Source organism: Streptomyces sp. AHA2 (genome assembly GCF_036857595.1).
Classification (GTDB): domain Bacteria; phylum Actinomycetota; class Actinomycetes; order Streptomycetales; family Streptomycetaceae; genus Streptomyces.
Genome location: NZ_JAUQWJ010000011.1, coordinates 165402 through 180062, shown reverse-complemented (window position 1 = coordinate 180062; position 14661 = coordinate 165402). Strand labels below are relative to the sequence as shown.

The 14661-nt window shown below is 72.2% G+C and carries 15 protein-coding genes and 1 tRNA gene; 6 read left to right on the top strand and 10 right to left on the bottom strand.

Translation table 11 applies throughout. The annotated features are described in order from the left end of the window. Positions 1-101: 101 nt before the first annotated feature. Together Q5694_RS23020 and Q5694_RS23015 are read right to left on the bottom strand one after the other, a co-directional pair. A tRNA-Pro gene (locus Q5694_RS23020) sits at positions 102-175 on the bottom strand. A gap of 42 nt (positions 176-217) precedes the next feature. Beyond that, the gene (locus Q5694_RS23015; protein WP_333935121.1) at positions 218-532 is read right to left on the bottom strand and encodes a hypothetical protein; all 315 of its coding nucleotides are present in this window, start codon (positions 530-532) and stop codon (positions 218-220) included. Positions 533-783: 251 nt separating this feature from the next. Here Q5694_RS23015 and Q5694_RS23010 point away from each other — a divergent pair, with 251 nt between their 5' ends. Then, positions 784-1128 carry a cupin domain-containing protein gene (locus Q5694_RS23010; protein ID WP_333935120.1) on the top strand — a complete coding sequence of 115 codons (345 nt, stop codon included), beginning with the start codon at positions 784-786 and terminating at the stop codon, positions 1126-1128. A 19-nt stretch (positions 1129-1147) separates the two neighbouring features. Here Q5694_RS23010 and Q5694_RS23005 read toward each other — a convergent pair whose 3' ends face one another. Beyond that, the gene (locus Q5694_RS23005; protein WP_333935119.1) at positions 1148-2155 is read right to left on the bottom strand and encodes a LacI family DNA-binding transcriptional regulator; all 1008 of its coding nucleotides are present in this window, start codon (positions 2153-2155) and stop codon (positions 1148-1150) included. 110 nt (positions 2156-2265) lie between these two features. Between Q5694_RS23005 and Q5694_RS23000 the strand changes: the two genes are divergently transcribed. Then, positions 2266-3429 (top strand): Gfo/Idh/MocA family protein, encoded by a 1164-nt coding sequence (locus tag Q5694_RS23000; protein ID WP_333935118.1) that lies wholly within the window; start codon positions 2266-2268, stop codon positions 3427-3429. An 81-nt stretch (positions 3430-3510) separates the two neighbouring features. Here Q5694_RS23000 and Q5694_RS22995 read toward each other — a convergent pair whose 3' ends face one another. After that, positions 3511-4122 (bottom strand): TMEM175 family protein, encoded by a 612-nt coding sequence (locus tag Q5694_RS22995; RefSeq protein ID WP_333935117.1) that lies wholly within the window; start codon positions 4120-4122, stop codon positions 3511-3513. Positions 4123-4186: 64 nt separating this feature from the next. After that, on the bottom strand, positions 4187-5215 hold the full coding sequence (locus Q5694_RS22990; RefSeq protein WP_333935116.1) for a LacI family DNA-binding transcriptional regulator: 1029 nt from the start codon (positions 5213-5215) through the stop codon (positions 4187-4189). A 108-nt stretch (positions 5216-5323) separates the two neighbouring features. Here Q5694_RS22990 and Q5694_RS22985 point away from each other — a divergent pair, with 108 nt between their 5' ends. From Q5694_RS22985 to Q5694_RS22975, 3 genes are read left to right on the top strand one after another with little or no spacing between them, the layout of a single operon-like run. Continuing rightward, a complete protein-coding gene (locus tag Q5694_RS22985) occupies positions 5324-6481 on the top strand; it encodes a phytanoyl-CoA dioxygenase family protein (protein ID WP_333935115.1) in 1158 nt (385 codons plus the stop codon). A gap of 8 nt (positions 6482-6489) precedes the next feature. Further along, entirely contained in the window at positions 6490-7266 is a 777-nt protein-coding gene (locus tag Q5694_RS22980) for an SDR family oxidoreductase (RefSeq protein ID WP_333935114.1), read from the top strand. A 45-nt stretch (positions 7267-7311) separates the two neighbouring features. Next, a complete protein-coding gene (locus tag Q5694_RS22975; RefSeq protein WP_333935113.1) occupies positions 7312-8316 on the top strand; it encodes a Gfo/Idh/MocA family protein in 1005 nt (334 codons plus the stop codon). Positions 8317-8399: 83 nt separating this feature from the next. On the opposite strand, the gene Q5694_RS22970 is transcribed toward Q5694_RS22975, so the two are convergent. The 5 genes from Q5694_RS22970 to Q5694_RS22950 are packed head-to-tail and all read right to left on the bottom strand — an operon-like array spanning position 8400 to position 13354. Continuing rightward, complete coding sequence (locus Q5694_RS22970) at positions 8400-9419, bottom strand: Gfo/Idh/MocA family protein (RefSeq protein WP_333935112.1); 1020 nt, start codon at positions 9417-9419, stop codon at positions 8400-8402. 18 nt (positions 9420-9437) lie between these two features. After that, positions 9438-10340: a sugar phosphate isomerase/epimerase family protein gene (locus tag Q5694_RS22965; protein ID WP_333935111.1), complete on the bottom strand. Its 903-nt coding sequence runs from the start codon at positions 10338-10340 to the stop codon at positions 9438-9440. A 1-nt stretch (position 10341) separates the two neighbouring features. After that, on the bottom strand, positions 10342-11253 hold the full coding sequence (locus tag Q5694_RS22960) for an ATP-binding cassette domain-containing protein (RefSeq protein ID WP_333935110.1): 912 nt from the start codon (positions 11251-11253) through the stop codon (positions 10342-10344). 5 nt (positions 11254-11258) lie between these two features. Continuing rightward, positions 11259-12335 carry an ABC transporter permease gene (locus tag Q5694_RS22955; RefSeq protein WP_333935109.1) on the bottom strand — a complete coding sequence of 359 codons (1077 nt, stop codon included), beginning with the start codon at positions 12333-12335 and terminating at the stop codon, positions 11259-11261. Continuing rightward, positions 12335-13354, bottom strand: a complete 1020-nt coding sequence (locus Q5694_RS22950) for a substrate-binding domain-containing protein (RefSeq protein ID WP_333935108.1) — start codon at positions 13352-13354, stop codon at positions 12335-12337. Before Q5694_RS22950 ends, Q5694_RS22955 begins: the two co-directional genes overlap by 1 nt. Before the next feature lie 322 nt (positions 13355-13676). Between Q5694_RS22950 and iolC the strand changes: the two genes are divergently transcribed. After that, positions 13677-14654 (top strand): 5-dehydro-2-deoxygluconokinase, encoded by a 978-nt coding sequence (gene iolC, locus Q5694_RS22945; protein ID WP_333935107.1) that lies wholly within the window; start codon positions 13677-13679, stop codon positions 14652-14654. Positions 14655-14661 lie beyond the last annotated feature (7 nt).

Here is a 14661-nt window from a genome sequence, read left to right as displayed (position 1 = left end):
GCTGACACGGTGAGGCACCTGAGCCCGCCCGGGCGGGCCGGAAACGCGTCGGAGGCCGGACCGGATCGCTCCGGCCCGGCCTCCGCCCGCTGCCTCGTACGTCGGGACGACAGGATTTGAACCTGCGACCCCTTGACCCCCAGTCAAGTGCGCTACCAAGCTGCGCCACGTCCCGATGCGCACCACCCGGATGAACGGGTGATCACGCAGGTCAACCCTACCGCATACCGAGCGGGGCCTCGGTGTCACCGTGGCGGAGGCGGGGGCGGGGTGAGCGGACGGGGCCGGGGGTGTGGACGTGGACGTGGAGGGCCGAGCCGAAGGGCTCGTCCCGGGGTCCGGGCCGGCGGCCGATGCGGGCCCCGGTCCAGCCCGCCAGACCGGCCGCCGACACCGCGACGGCGAGGACGGCCCACCAGGGCAGTCCCGTCTTGGTCGCGTGCCCGGCGCAGGCCGCGACGGCCAGGAGCGCCGTGACGGCCCCTCCCGCCTGCCCGGCGCGCCGGACGGATCGGTGCCGCGTCTCGTCCATGTGCCGCTCCCCCGTTCACCCGCGCAGGTACGCCTGCTCGGCCGTGCTCGTACACCCGGACCACGTCGCACGGGCATATGCCGCAAACAATACGCCAAATGGCGGGAACTCCCGACCAGGGCATAGGGGTTGAGACGGACACCGCGCGGTGGCGTCCACGGGCCGGGCGGGACGGAGTGTCCGCCGCACGCCGCGGACACCGCACACTGTGTCCAGGCCGCTCCCGGGGCCGCCGCGGCTAGGGTCGCCGCATGACGCACAGCTTCGCACTGCACATCCCCGACGCCGGGCTCGAACCCGAGCCCCTCGCGCCCGAGCAGATCCTGGCCGGGGACCCCGAGGTGACCGGGAAGGTGGTCTGGGAGTCGCAGGACGGCCGGCAGGTGCGCGGCATCTGGCAGATCACGCCCGGCGTGGTCACCGACACCGAGGCCGACGAACTGTTCGTGGTGGTCAGCGGATCGGCGACGATCGAGGTGGAGGGCGGACCGACCCTGACGGTCGGCCCCGGGGACATGGCCGTGCTGCGCGCGGGCGACCGCACGACGTGGACGGTGCACGAGACCCTGCGCAAGGCCTACGCGATCAGCCTGTGAACGAACGGTCCCGACGCCGTCAGCCCGCGGGCGGGGCGGCCGTGGTCCCCCTGATCTCCAGGGCGGGGGCGGCCAGTTGCTCGCGGCCCGGCGCGGCGCGGTCGTCGAAGCGGTCCAGCAGGCAGCGGGCCGCGCGGCGGCCGACCTCGTGGCCGGCGTTGTCGACCGTCGTCAGCCACACGTGCCGCAGCCTGGCGATGCTGGTGTTGTCGTAGCCCACGACGGACAGGTCCCGCGGGACCCGGAGCCCCAGTTCCTCGGCCGCCGAGAGCACGCCGACGGCGGCGATGTCGTTCACGGCCAGGACGGCCGTCGGCCGCTCGGGGCGGCTCAGCAGCCGGACGGTGCTGCGGTAGCCGCCCTCCTCGGTCATGTCGCTCGGCTCCACCACCGCCGGGCCCGCGAGGCCGTTGCGGCGCATCGTCGCCTCGAAGCTCCGGCGCCTCAGCCCCGCCACCGCGCCGTAGCCGGCGACGTGCGCGATGCGGCGGTGCCCGAGGCCGATCAGATGCTCGGTGGCCAGCCGGGCGCCCTGCTCGTCGTCGCCCGCCACGACGTCGGCGCCGGGCGGCGCCGGTTCGCGGGAGCCGGCCAGCACGACCGGGATGCGCCCGGCCGCCGCTTCGAGGGCCGCCGGGTCGGGCAGCGTCCCGACCACGACCAGTCCGTCGACCCGCAGGTCCAGCAACGGGTCGGCCGGGTCCTGACCGGTGCGGCGGTTGAGGCGGGCGTCGGCGAGCAGCATCCGCAGGCCGTTCGCGTGCAGCAGGGAGTTCAGGCCGTCGAGGAGGTCGACGAACCAGGGGTTGCGCAGGTCGTTCAGCAGGACGCCGACGGTACGGGTGCGCTGCTCGCTGAGACTGCGGGCGGCGGCGTTGGGCCGGTAGCCCAGCTCGCGTGCGGCCCGCAGCACCGCCTCCCGCTTCTCCGGGCGGACCTGGCCGGAGCCGCGCAGGACCAGGGAGACCAGCGACTTGGAGACACCGGCCCGCTCGGCCACGTCCCGGATCGTCGGCGGTCTCGTCATGCCATGGACCGTTCCATGCGCGCCCCGTGCTTGTCAAAGGGTTGACAGGGTGCTCGAACCCCGCCCAGGGTGGCGTGGACAGGTTCTGGAACGGTCCAAGAGGGGTTCTCATGGTGGACACGCTCGGCGTCGCCGTCATCGGATTCGGCTGGATGGGGCGGGTGCACACCCAGGCGTACGCGCGCGTACGGCACCACTATCCGCAGCTGCCCCTCGCCCCGGAGCTGGTGACCGTCGCCGAGGAGGTGCCCGGCCGCGCGGAGGAGGCGGCCGCGCAGTTCGGCTTCGCCGCCACGACCCGGGACTGGCGCGAGGTGGCCGCCGACCCGCGGGTGCGGGCGGTCAGCATCACCGCGCCGAACTTCCTGCACCGCGAGATCGGCGTCACCATGGCCGAGGCGGGCAAGCACATCTGGATCGAGAAGCCGGTGGGCCTGACCGCCGGGGACGCCCGTGCGGTGGCGGACGCGGTCGCCGCGGCGGGCGTGCAGGGCACGGTCGGCTTCAACTACCGCAACGCGCCCGCCGTCGAGGCGGCCCGCGACCTGATCGCCGCCGGGGAGCTCGGCACGGTCACCCATGTCCGCATCCGGCTGTTCAGCGACTACGCCGCCCATCCGGACGGTGCGCTCACCTGGCGTTACGAGCGGGAACGCGGCGGCAGCGGAGTGCTGGGCGACCTGGCCTCGCACGGCGTCGACCTGGCCCGGTTCCTGCTCGGCGACATCGCCTCCCTCACCGCCGACACCGCGATCTTCCTGCCCGAGCGGGCCCGGCCCACCGGCGCGACGGCGGGCCACAGCCGCGCCTCCGGCGGGGAGCCGGGCCCCGTCGAGAACGAGGACTACGTCAGCTGTCTGCTGCGCTTCGCCTCGGGGGCGCGTGGCGTGCTGGAGGCCTGCCGGGTCTCGGTCGGCGAGCAGAACAACTACGGCTTCGAGGTGCACGGCACGAAGGGCGCGGTCTTCTGGGACTTCCGGCGCATGAACGAGCTGGGCGTCAGCCGCGGCACGACGTACCAGGACCAGTCCGTCACCACGGTCTACGCCGGGCCCGCGCACGGGGAGTTCGCCGCGTTCCAGCCCGGGGCGGCCAACGCCATGGGCTACGACGACCTGAAGGTCGTCGAGGCGTACCGCTTCCTGCGGTCGGTCGCCGAGGGGACCCCGTACGGGGCGACACTGCGGGACGCCGTGCACAGCGCGGCCGCCCTGGACGCGATGGCCCGGTCGGCGGGCAGCGGGACGTGGGAGGACGTGGCCGGGCCGCGGTGAGGGCCGCTGCCGGCGGACGGACGCCGAAGATCCCGCGGGCTCGAATCCGCGGCCCGGCTCCGTCTCCCGCGTACGCCCGGTTCAGTCCGGGGCGTGCAGTCGGCGGCCCAGGTAGACCTTCACCGGCACGAGCACCAGCCACACCCACATGATCCGCGGGCCGGCCACCAGGGCCAGCGGGACGGTCGCGGTGAAGACCGCCACCGACGCGGCGCTGTCCAGGAGGTAGAGCGGGGTGGCCGCCTCGGAGATGCGGCCGTGACGCAGCCAGGGGCGCCTGGCCAGGACGGCGGCGACGGCGAGGTGGGCGGCGGCCAGCGCGGCGACCGCACCGGAGTAGATCGCGACCGACACGGGCTGGGCGCCGTACTCGGCGAGCAGCCTGGTCGGGAAGGGGACGAGGGCCGCGATCCCGAGGCCGGCCATGGAGATGCCGATGACCTGCCCGTCGATCTCCCGGACGTCCTGGAAGATGCGTCGGTGGTCGCGCCAGAAGCTTCCGAGCACCGCGACGCTGATCGCGTAGGCCCCGAGGTCGGGCAGCAGGTCGCGCAGCGCGTCGCGGTAGGCGGCGGGTTCGAGGTCCCGGGGCACGGAGAGGTCGAGGACGAGCAGGGTGACCGCGATGGCGAACACGCCGTCGACCAGGGTCACCAGCCGCTCGGGGCCGCCGTCCGGGCGCGAGGTCCACATGATGCCCGACGGTAGGGCGCGGGCCGGGCCTTCTCCCGCACCCACGCCCGGTCGACCGGGCGGATCACACGGCCGCCTGCGGGGGCATGTTGTAGGGGGTCACCACCTGGATCGCCGACGGCAGCGTGGGGCCGGCCGGCGGCAGGGCGCCGTGCGCGCGCATGACGGTGTGGCAGGCCTCGCGCACGTCCTGGCGCAGGTCGTGGTGGAGCACGGCGGACAGGCGGTGCTCGCGCAGCAGCCGGGTGTTGTCGTGGTCGAGGTCGTGCGCGACGAAGACGGCGCACTCGCGGCCCAGGTCGTCGAAGGCCCGCAGGGTGGCGATGTTGCCGCCGCCGATCGAGTAGACCGCGCGGATGTCCGGGTCGCGTTCCAGCGCGGCGCGCACGAGGTCGTACTGGGTGGCGTCCAGGCCCTGTCCCTCCGCGATCTCGACCAGCGTGCGTTCGGGGTGGCGGGCGCGCATGACGCTGCGGAAGCCCATCTCGCGCTCCTCCTCGTTGCGGAAGGAGCCGCTGCTGAGGCTGGTGAGGACGTTGCCCGGCCGCCGTCCCAGCCACTGGCCCGTGAGATAGGCGGCCGTCGCGCCCGCCGCCCGGTCGTCGATGCCGACGTAGGCGCGGCGGGCGCTGGCGGGCAGATCGGTCACCAGCGTCACCACGGGCACGCCGGCGGCTTCCAGGCGGCCGACCGCGGCGGTGACCTCGGGGACGTCGGGCGCCTTGAGGATGACGCCCTGCGAGCCGCGCCGGGCGATGCGGTCGAGGATGCGCACCAGCTCGGCGGCGCCGGTCTCGCGGAAGTGGAAGCGCGAGCGCAGCACGGCCGGGTGCAGGGACGGCAGTTCCGCCTCCAGGGCGGCGCGGATCGCCGTGGTGAAGCGCTCCGGTGCCTGCATGACGATGTCGACCATGAACGTCCGTCCGACCAGCCGGACCTGGGTGCGCTGCCGGTCGAGGTCGGCGATGGCCCGGTGGACCTCCCGCGCGGTGCTCTCGCGCACGCCTCCCCTGCCGTTGAGGACCCGGTCGACGGTGGCCTCGCTCAGCCCCGCCTGACGTGCGATCTCACGGATCGGGAAGGGATGGCCCATGCGCCGGCTCCTTGAGGGGTTTTTGACGGCTCGCTGCCGGTTGTTCGAGGGGTTTGTACTGACAAGAATGGCAGAGCTGCGTCGCTCCGTGACCCCGAAGGGACGACGATGTCCTTCACTTCCGTTCATCACCGCGCCTGGCTGTCCGAGCAGGACTGCGACCTCGACGCGTTCCGCGACCTGGTCGAGCAGGCGACGGACCCGTCCGACCATCCGCACGCCTCGGCGGTGGAACGCAACGTGCCGGTGTACGACTGCGCACTGCTCGAGGGCGACCGCGTGGTGCAGGCCGAGCTGGTGCGGGCCCTCGCCGACGGTCCCGGCATCGTCGTCTTCCGCGGGGCCTTCCCCGATCCGCAGGTCGTGGACCGGGTCACCGCAGTCTTCGAGGCGCTGATCGCCGACCAGCGCGCCTCCGGCGCCGCGGCCGGTGACCACTTCGCCGCCCCGGGCGCCAACGACCGCGTGTGGAACGCGCTGGAGAAGACCGCCCTGTACGACCCGGAGGCGTTCGCCGACTACTACGCCAACGACGTCCTCGCCCTGGTGGCCACCGCCTGGCTGGGCCCCGGCTACCAGGTCACCTCCCAGGTGAACGTGGTCAACCCGGGCGGCGCCGCGCAGAGCGCCCACCGCGACTACCACCTGGGCTTCCTGTCGAGCGAGACGGCCGCCGCCTACCCGGCGCACGTGCACCGCCTGTCCCCCGTGCTGACCCTCCAGGGCGCGGTCGCGCACTGCGACATGCCGGTGGAGTCCGGGCCGACGATGTACCTGCCGCACTCGCAGAAGTACGAGCCGGGCTACCTCGCCTGGCGGCGCCCCGAGTTCCGGGCGTACTTCGAGGCGCACCAGGTGCAGCTGCCGCTGGCCAAGGGCGACGCGGTGTTCTTCAACCCCGCCCTCTTCCACGCCGCCGGCACCAACCGCTCGTCCGGCATCCGGCGCACGGCCAATCTGCTGCAGGTGTCGTCGGCGTTCGGGCGGGCCATGGAGACGGTGGACCGGGAGGCCGTCGCCGGTGCCGTGTACCCGGTGCTGCTCCGGCGCAAGGCCGAGGGCGCCGACCGGGCGTGGCTGGACAACGTGGTGGCGGCGAGCGCCGAGGGCTACCCCTTCCCCACCAACCTCGACAGCGACCCGCCGCTGGACGGACTGGCCCCGCCCTCGCAGGCGGATCTGGTGCGGCGGGCGCTCACCGAGCAGTGGGAACCGGCGGTGCTCCGGGCGCACTTGCGGGCCGCCGCGCAACGGCGAGAGAGCTGAGGAACTCCATGGGACTTCTCGACGACAAGGTCGTGCTGGTCAACGGCGGCAGCCAGGGGGTCGGCGCGGCCGTCGCGCGGGCCGCGGTCCGTGAGGGCGCGGTCGTCGCCGTCACGGGCCGGCGGGCGGAGCCGGGCGAGGCGCTGGTCGCGGAACTGACCGCCGCGGGCGGCAAGGCCCGCTTCGTCCGGGCGGACCTCGCGGACGCCGAGCAGGCCAAGGGCGCCGTCGCGACGACCGTCGGCGCCTACGGGCGGATCGACTGCCTGGTCAACTCCGCGGGGCTGACGTCCCGGGGCACACTGCTGGACACCACGCCGGAGCTGTTCGACCAGCACATCGCGATCAACCTGAAGGCGCCGTTCTTCGCGATGCAGGCGGCCGTCGCCGACATGGTGGCGCGCCGGGCGCCCGGCACGGTCGTCAACATCATCACGTCGTCGGCCCACGGCGGCCAGCCGTTCCTCGCCCCGTACGTGGCCGCGAAGGCCGGGCTGGTCGGCCTGACCCGCAACGCCGCGCACGCGCACCGGTGGGACCGGGTCCGGATCAACGGGCTGAACATCGGCTGGACGGCGACCGAGGGCGAGGACGCCACGCAGCGGGCCTTCCACGGGGCCGGCGACGACTGGCGCGAGGAAGCCGCCGCGAAACTGCCCATGGGCAAGCTCGGCCGGCCGGACGAGATCGCCGACTTCGTCGTCCTGCTGCTGTCGGACCGGTCCGGGGTGGTCACCGGGTCGGTGATCGACTGGGACCAGAACGTCCTCGGCGGACTCGACTGAGCACCACCCGCACGCACCACTCACCCTCTCCAGGAGCAACACCCCATGCGTATCGGAATCCTCGGCCTCGGCCGCATCGGCGCCTTCCACGCCGAGACCCTCTCCGGACTCGACGCCGTCGGCTCCCTCGTCGTGACCGACCCGTTCGCGGACGCGGCCAAGGCCGCCGCCGAACGGTTCGGGGCCGAGGTGGTGGACTCGCCGGAGGCGCTGCTGGCCGCCGGTGTGGACGGCATCGTCGTCGCGGCCGCCACCGACGCCCACCCGGCGCTGATCCTGGCCGGGGTCGAGGCCGGGGTGCCGGTCTTCTGCGAGAAGCCCGTGGCCCGCACCATGGCCGAGGGCGTCGAGGTGCTCAAGGCCGTGCGGGGCAGCGACGTGCCGGTCCAGATCGGTTACAACCGCCGCTTCGACACCGGGTTCGTCAACGCCCGCGCGGCCGTGCTCGCAGGTGAGCTGGGGCCGCTGCACACGGTCCGCTCGACCACGCTCGACCCGGCGCCGCCGCCGGCCGCGTACATCGCCGCCTCGGGCGGCATCTTCCGCGACTGCTCCGTGCACGACTTCGACATCATCCGCTGGGTGACCGGTCGCGAGGTGACCGAGGTGTACGCCGTGGGCGGCAACCGCGGCGCCGGCTACATCAAGGACGCCGGCGACGCCGACACCACCGGCGCGATCCTCACCCTGGACGACGGCACCATCGCGGTCGTGTCCAACTCCCGCCACAACGCCCGGGGTTACGACGTCCGCATGGAGATCCACGGCTTCGAGGACTCCATCGCGGTCGGCCTGGAGGACAAGCTGCCGCTGCGCTCGGTCGAGCCGGGCGTGACGTTCCCGGCGGGCACCCCGCACGACTTCTTCATGGACCGCTTCACCGATGCCTACCGCGCCGAACTGACCGCGTTCACCGAGGTCGTGGCCGGGAGCCGCCCCTCCCCCTGCACGATCGAGGACGCCTTGGAGGCGGGCTGGATCGCCGACGCGTGCACCCTGTCGCTGCACGAGCACCGGCCGGTGACGATCGACGAGGTGCGCCAGGCGTGAGCGGACGGCGGCCGCCGCGTGGCTGACTCGCAGGAGGAAGGGCCCGGTGCCGGCACCGGGCCCTTCCTCCTGCGAGCGGCTTGTCAGGCGTACAGCGCGGGTCTGTCCACGAGCTCGACCTCCACCCGGCCGCCGTCCCGCAGCGCCCGTACGCCCGCCTCGCACACCGCCGTCGCCGCGTAGCCGTCCCAGGCGCTCGGGCCGGTGACCTCGCCGCGGCGGGTGGCGTCGACCCAGCTCTGGATCTCGCGGTCGTAGGCGGTCTCGAAGCGTTCGGTCCAGTCCTGGGCGATGGTGCCGCCCCAGCGGCCGGCCATGTTGGTGACCAGGGCGTGGCCGTCGCCGACGCGGGCGGTGCCGCGTTCGCAGACCAGCTCGGCCTGGACCTGGTAGCCGAAGCCGCAGTTGACGAAGATCTCGACGTCGCTGAGGACGCCGCCGTCGGTCTCGAAGACGACGAACTGGGGATCCTGCAGGCCGTCCGGGGCGCCGGCGGAGGGGGTGGGGCGCAGCACGGTGACGGCGGTGATCTCGTGGCCCAGCAGCCAGCGGGTCGCGTCGGCCTCGTGGGCGACGGAGTCGGTGACGAGCATGGAGCTGGTGAAGAAGGGCGGGCTGGTGACGTTGCGGTGCCGGTTGTGCAGCATCAGCGGGCGGCCCAGCTGTCCCGTGGTCAGCAGGCCCTTCAGCTTCACGTACTCGGGGTCGTAGCGGCGCATGAAGCCGACCTGGACCCGTCGGTGGCCGAGGCGCTGTTCGGCTTCGAGGACACGCAGGGCGGAGGCGGCGTCGGGGGTCAGGGGCTTCTCGCACAGCACGGGCAGGTCGCGTTCGAACGCCGCGAGCAGCGCGGCCTCGTGGGCCGGGCCCGGGGAGGCGATGAGGACGGCGTCGACGCCGTCCGCCGCCATCGCGGCCACCGGGTCGGCGTGGGCGGTGCAGCCGTCGACGCGGGCGGCGACGGACTTCGCCCGCTCCGCGTCGACGTCCGCGACGGCGGCCACCCGTGCTCCGCTGGTGACCTCGTGGATGCGACGCACGTGGTCGGCGCCCATCCGTCCGGCCCCGATGACCGCGACGGAGAGGGGGGCACGCTCGGCCATGGCCTTCCTTTCGGGTCGTCAGGCGCCGCAGGACCTCAGGAACGTGCGGGTGCGCACGGCGATCGGCAGCGGCTTGTCCGGCTCGCAGGGGTACATGTCCTGCTCGACGATGGCGAAGAGGTCCACGCCCAGCTTCTGCGCCGCCGTGAGGACCGGACCCAGCTCGGGCACACCGGCGGGCGGCTCGCACATGACACCGCGCGCGACGGCCGGCCCGAACGGGACCTCGTTCTTCACGACGTCGGCGAGGATCTCCGGGTCGACCTGCTTCAGGTGCAGATAGCCGATGCGCTCGCCGTAGGTCTCGATGAGCTTGACGCTGTCGCCGCCGCAGTAGGCGTAGTGCCCGGTGTCCAGGCAGAGGTTGACGTGCCGGGAGTCGGTCGAGTCGAGGAACCGCTCGACGTGTTCCTCGGTGTCGATGTGGGTGTCGGCGTGCGGGTGCACGACGATGTCCAGGCCGTAGGTGTCCTTGACCTCGCGGCCGAGGCGCTCCATGCCGGTGGTGAGGTGGCGCCACTGCTCGGTGGTGAGCTCCGGGGGCTCCAGGATCTCGGCGGTCTTGTCGTCGCGCCAGAAGGACGGGATGACCACCAGGTGCTTGGCGTCCATGGCCTGGGTGAGCGCGGCGACCCGGCTGACCTGCTCCCAGGTGGAGTCCCACTCGGAGGGACCGCGGTGCAGTCCGCAGAAGATCGTGCCGGCCGAGACCTGCAGGCCGCGGCGGGTCACCTCGTCGGTGAGCCGGGCCGGGTCGGTGGGCAGGTAGCCGTAGGGGCCCAGTTCGATCCAGGAGTAGCCGGCCTCGGCGACCTCGTCGAGGAAGCGTTCCCAGGGCACCTGCTGAGGGTCGTCGGGGAACCAGACGCCCCAGGAGTCGGGGGCGGAGCCGACCCGGATGCGGTCGAGCGCGAGGGCCATGTCAGGACTTTCCTTCCGAAGACGCGGCTGCGGGAGCGCCGATCTCCCCCTCCTCGGGGAGCCCCTGGACGTCGACGCCACGGACCTGCGCCAACTCGTGCTTGAGGGAGGCCAGTTCGGCACCGCCGGCCATGTGGTTGGTGAGCTCTTCGAGGCTGACCTCGCTGCGGTCGGCGGACAGCTCCATGGTGCCGAGGCGCAGGACGCTGAAGTGGTCGCCGACCATGTAGGCGTGGTGCGGGTTGTGGGTGATGAAGATGACGCCGAGGCCCTTCTCGCGGGCGGCGGCGATGTACTTCAGCACCACTCCGGACTGCTTGACGCCGAGGGCGGCGGTCGGCTCGTCCAGGATGAGGACGCGGGCGCCGAAGTAGACGGCGCGGGCGATGGCGACGCACTGGCGCTGGCCGCCGGAGAGCGTGCCGATGGGCTGCTCCAGGTCGTCCAGGACGATGCCCATGTTGCGCAGTTCCTCGTCCGCGGTCTTCTTCATCCGCTCGATGTCGAGGCGGCGCACGGGCCAGGGGCCCTTGGTCATCTCGGAGCCGAGGAAGAAGTTGCGCCACACCGGCATCAGCGGGACGACGGCGAGGTCCTGGTAGACGGTGGCGATGCCCCGGTCGAGGGCCTCGCGCGGGGTGGAGAAGCGCACGGGTTCGCCGTCGACGAGGAACTCGCCCTCGGTGTGCTGGTGCAGACCCGAGATGATCTTGATGAGGGTGGACTTGCCGGCGCCGTTGTCGCCGAGGACGCAGGTCACCTTGCCGGGGTGGACGGTGAGGTCGACGCCGTGCAGGGCGCGGATGTTGCCGTAGGACTTGCCCGCGCCGCGCAGTTCGACGAGGGGACGGTCGCCGGCGGGCGGCTCGTCCATGAGGACGGCGCCGTGGGTGCCGGTCGTGTTGCTGGTCATCGCGGTCACCTCCGGGTCGCCGTGCGCTGGACCCACAGATTGATGAGGACGGCGCCGAGGAGCATCACGCCGAGGAAGGCCTTGAACCAGTCGGGGTTCCAGCCGGCGTAGACGATGCCCTGCTGCACCATGCCGAACATGAAGGCGCCGAAGACCGGGCCGACGGCGGAACCGTAGCCGCCGGTGAGCAGGCAGCCGCCGATGACGGCCGCGGCGATGTAGATGAGCTCCTGGCCCACGCCCTCGCCGGACTGGACGGTGTTGAAGGAGAAGAGCTGGTGCATGCCGACGAACCAGGCGCCGAAGCCGACCAGCATGAACAGGGAGATCTTGGTGAAGGTCACGGGCACGCCGACGGCCCGCGCGGAGTCCTTGTTGCCGCCGACGGCGAAGATCCAGTTGCCGTACCTGGTGCGCAGCAGCACCCAGGTGGCCAGGGCGGCGAAGACCAGCCACCACACCACCGTGATCTTCACGTTGACCCCGCCGACCTCGAACGTCGAGGCGAAGATCTTCTGCGCCTGGGCGAAGCCGTCCATGTCGCTGATGTCGTCGGTGGCGACGTTGCCGGTGACCAGCTTGGTCACCGCGAGGTTCACGCCCTGCAGCATCAGGAAGGTGCCGAGGGTGACGAGGAAGCTGGGCAGGCCGGTCTTGACCAGCATCCAGCCGTTGAAGGCGCCGATCCCGAGGGACACCAGGAGGGCGACGATCACGCCGACCCAGACGTTCAGGGTCAGCTGGTAGCTGAGCATCGAGGCGGTCAGCGCCGAGGTGACCACAGCGACACCGGCGGACAGGTCGAACTCGCCGCCGATCATCAGCAGGGCCACGGGCAGCGCCATGATCCCGATGGTCGAGGACTGGTACAGGATGTTCGCCATGGAGCTGCCGTCGCGCACGGGCGGCGCGGCGAACAGGAAGAACACGAGGACGGCGACGGCGCCGAGGAAGACCCCGACCTCGGGGCGGGCGAGCAGCCGCAGGGCCAGGGGCCGCTGCCGCGTGCGCCCGTCGGACGCCTGGGGGCCGGGGGCCGGCGGTGTCTCCACCGCCGGCGTGGCCTGCTGGGTCATGCTCATCACCGGGTGCCCTTCGCGGCGAACTCCCCGATCCGGTCGACGTTGGACTTGTCGACGAAGGCCGGGCCGGTCAGCACGGGCTGCTCGCCGCCGCCGCTGTAGTTGCCGTTGTTCTTGTAGAGCCACAGGCCGTCGACGGCCAGGTAGCCCTGCAGGTAGGGCTGCTGGTCGACGGCGAACTGGATGTCGTCGCCCTTGATGGCCTTGATCAGGTCCTTGTTCAGGTCGAACGTGGCGATCTTGGCCTTGCTGCCGGCGTCGCCGACGGACTGGACCGCGGTCAGCGCGAAGGGGGCGCCGAGGGTGACGACGTAGTCGATCGACGGGTCCTGCTTCAGCTTGGCGGTGATCGTCGACTTCACCGACGGCATGTCGGTGCCGTTGACGTTCTGGGTGTCCAGCTTGCCGTCGAAGGTCTTGTCCACCCCGTCGCAGCGCTGGGTCAGGCCGACGTTGCCCTGCTCCTGCACGACGCACAGCGCGTGCTTGGCGCCGACCTCGTTGAGCTTCTTGCCGAAGGCCTCGCCGGCGACGGACTCGTCCTGGCCGAAGAACTCCAGCAGGTTCAGGTCCTTCCAGTCGCTGAGGCCGGAATTGAGGCCGACGACGGGTATGCCCGCCTTCTCGGCCTTGCCTATGACGGTCTTGAGCGCGTCCGGCTTGGCGAGGGTGACGGCGATCCCGTCGACCTTCTGGTCGATCGCGTTCTGCACCAGGTTGGCCTGGTTGCCCGCGTTCGGGTCGGCCGAGTAGACGAGCTTGATGTTGCCCTTGGCGGCCGCGGCCTCGGCGCCCTTGCGGACGGTGTCCCAGAAGGTGTCGCCGGGTGCCTGGTGGGTGACCAGGGCGACGGTCATGCGGGGCGTGTTCGCCTTGCCGACGGAGGCGTTCGCGCCGCCTTCCTCGGACTTCTTGCCCCCGGAACTGCTGGAGCAGCCGGCGAGGGTCAGGGCCGCCGCGGCGGCGACGGCGACGACGGGCGCGAGCCTGCGAGAGCGGGGGTGAGAAGAGCGGTCCATCTTTCCTGGCACCTCACTGTGCTACTGCGGGGGAAAGGGAGGGATCACGAAGGGATCCGTGGTCCCGGAGCCTTACGGAGTCCGGATCATGATGCCGCAAGCCGACTGTTGCGATGGCACGGGATACAAGTCCCTGCCGCGCCCGCTGTCAATACTTTGTTAAGACATCATTTCACGAGCAGGTCCGAATGTAAGTACAAAGTATTGACAGCACCGCCCTCCGCGACCTACACCTGGGAGGCGGCAGGTCCCGTGGATCCACGCCCTCACCGTGTCAGGGGGCCCGGGGGGCCGCATCCCCAGCTTCCCGAGGAGGTCGCGCATGGCCGAGCCAGCCCAGTATTTCGATGTGATCACGATGGGCCGCATCGGGGTCGACCTGTATCCCCTCCAGACGGGCGTGCCCCTGGCCGATGTGGAGACGTTCGGCAAGTTCCTGGGAGGTTCGGCGGCGAACGTGGCGGTGGCCGCCGCCCGCCTGGGGCGCCGCAGCGCGCTGATCAGCCGGACCGGCGACGACCCCTTCGGCGCGTATCTGCACCGGGAGCTGACGGGCTTCGGCGTCGACGACCGCTGGGTCACGCCGGTCGCCGCGTACCCGACGCCCGTCACCTTCTGCGAGATCTTCCCGCCGGACGACTTCCCGCTGTACTTCTACCGCCGTCCCAAGGCGCCCGACCTGGAGATCCACACCGCCGAGCTGGACTTCTCCGCGATCCGCGCGGCCCGGATCTTCTGGATCACCGGTACCGGCCTGAGCGAGGAGCCGAGCCGCTCCGCCACGCTCGCCGCCCTCGAGGCACGCGACCGGGCCGGCATCACCGTCTTCGACCTCGACTGGCGCCCGATGTTCTGGCGTGACCCCGAGGAGGCCCGCCCGTACTACCGCCAGGCGCTGCGCAACGCCACGGTCGCCGTCGGCAACCTCGACGAGTGCGAGATCGCCACCGGTGTGCGCGAGCCGCACGCCTGCGCCGACGCCCTGCTGCAGGCGGGTGTGGAGCTGGCCGTGGTGAAGCAGGGGCCGAAGGGCGTGCTGGCCGTGCACCGCGACGGCAGCCGGGCCGACGTGCCGCCGGTGCCGGTCGACGTGGTCAACGGCCTGGGTGCGGGCGACGCCTTCGGCGGTTCCCTGTGCCACGGGCTGCTCGCCGGCTGGGACCTGGAGCGGACCGTGCGCCACGCCAACGCCGCCGGGGCCCTGGTCGCCTCCCGCCTCGCCTGCTCCTCCGCGATGCCCACCCCGTCCGAGGTCGAGGACCTCCTCGCCGGCGTGCCGTCGCCGGGCACGAGCAACTGAAACGGAG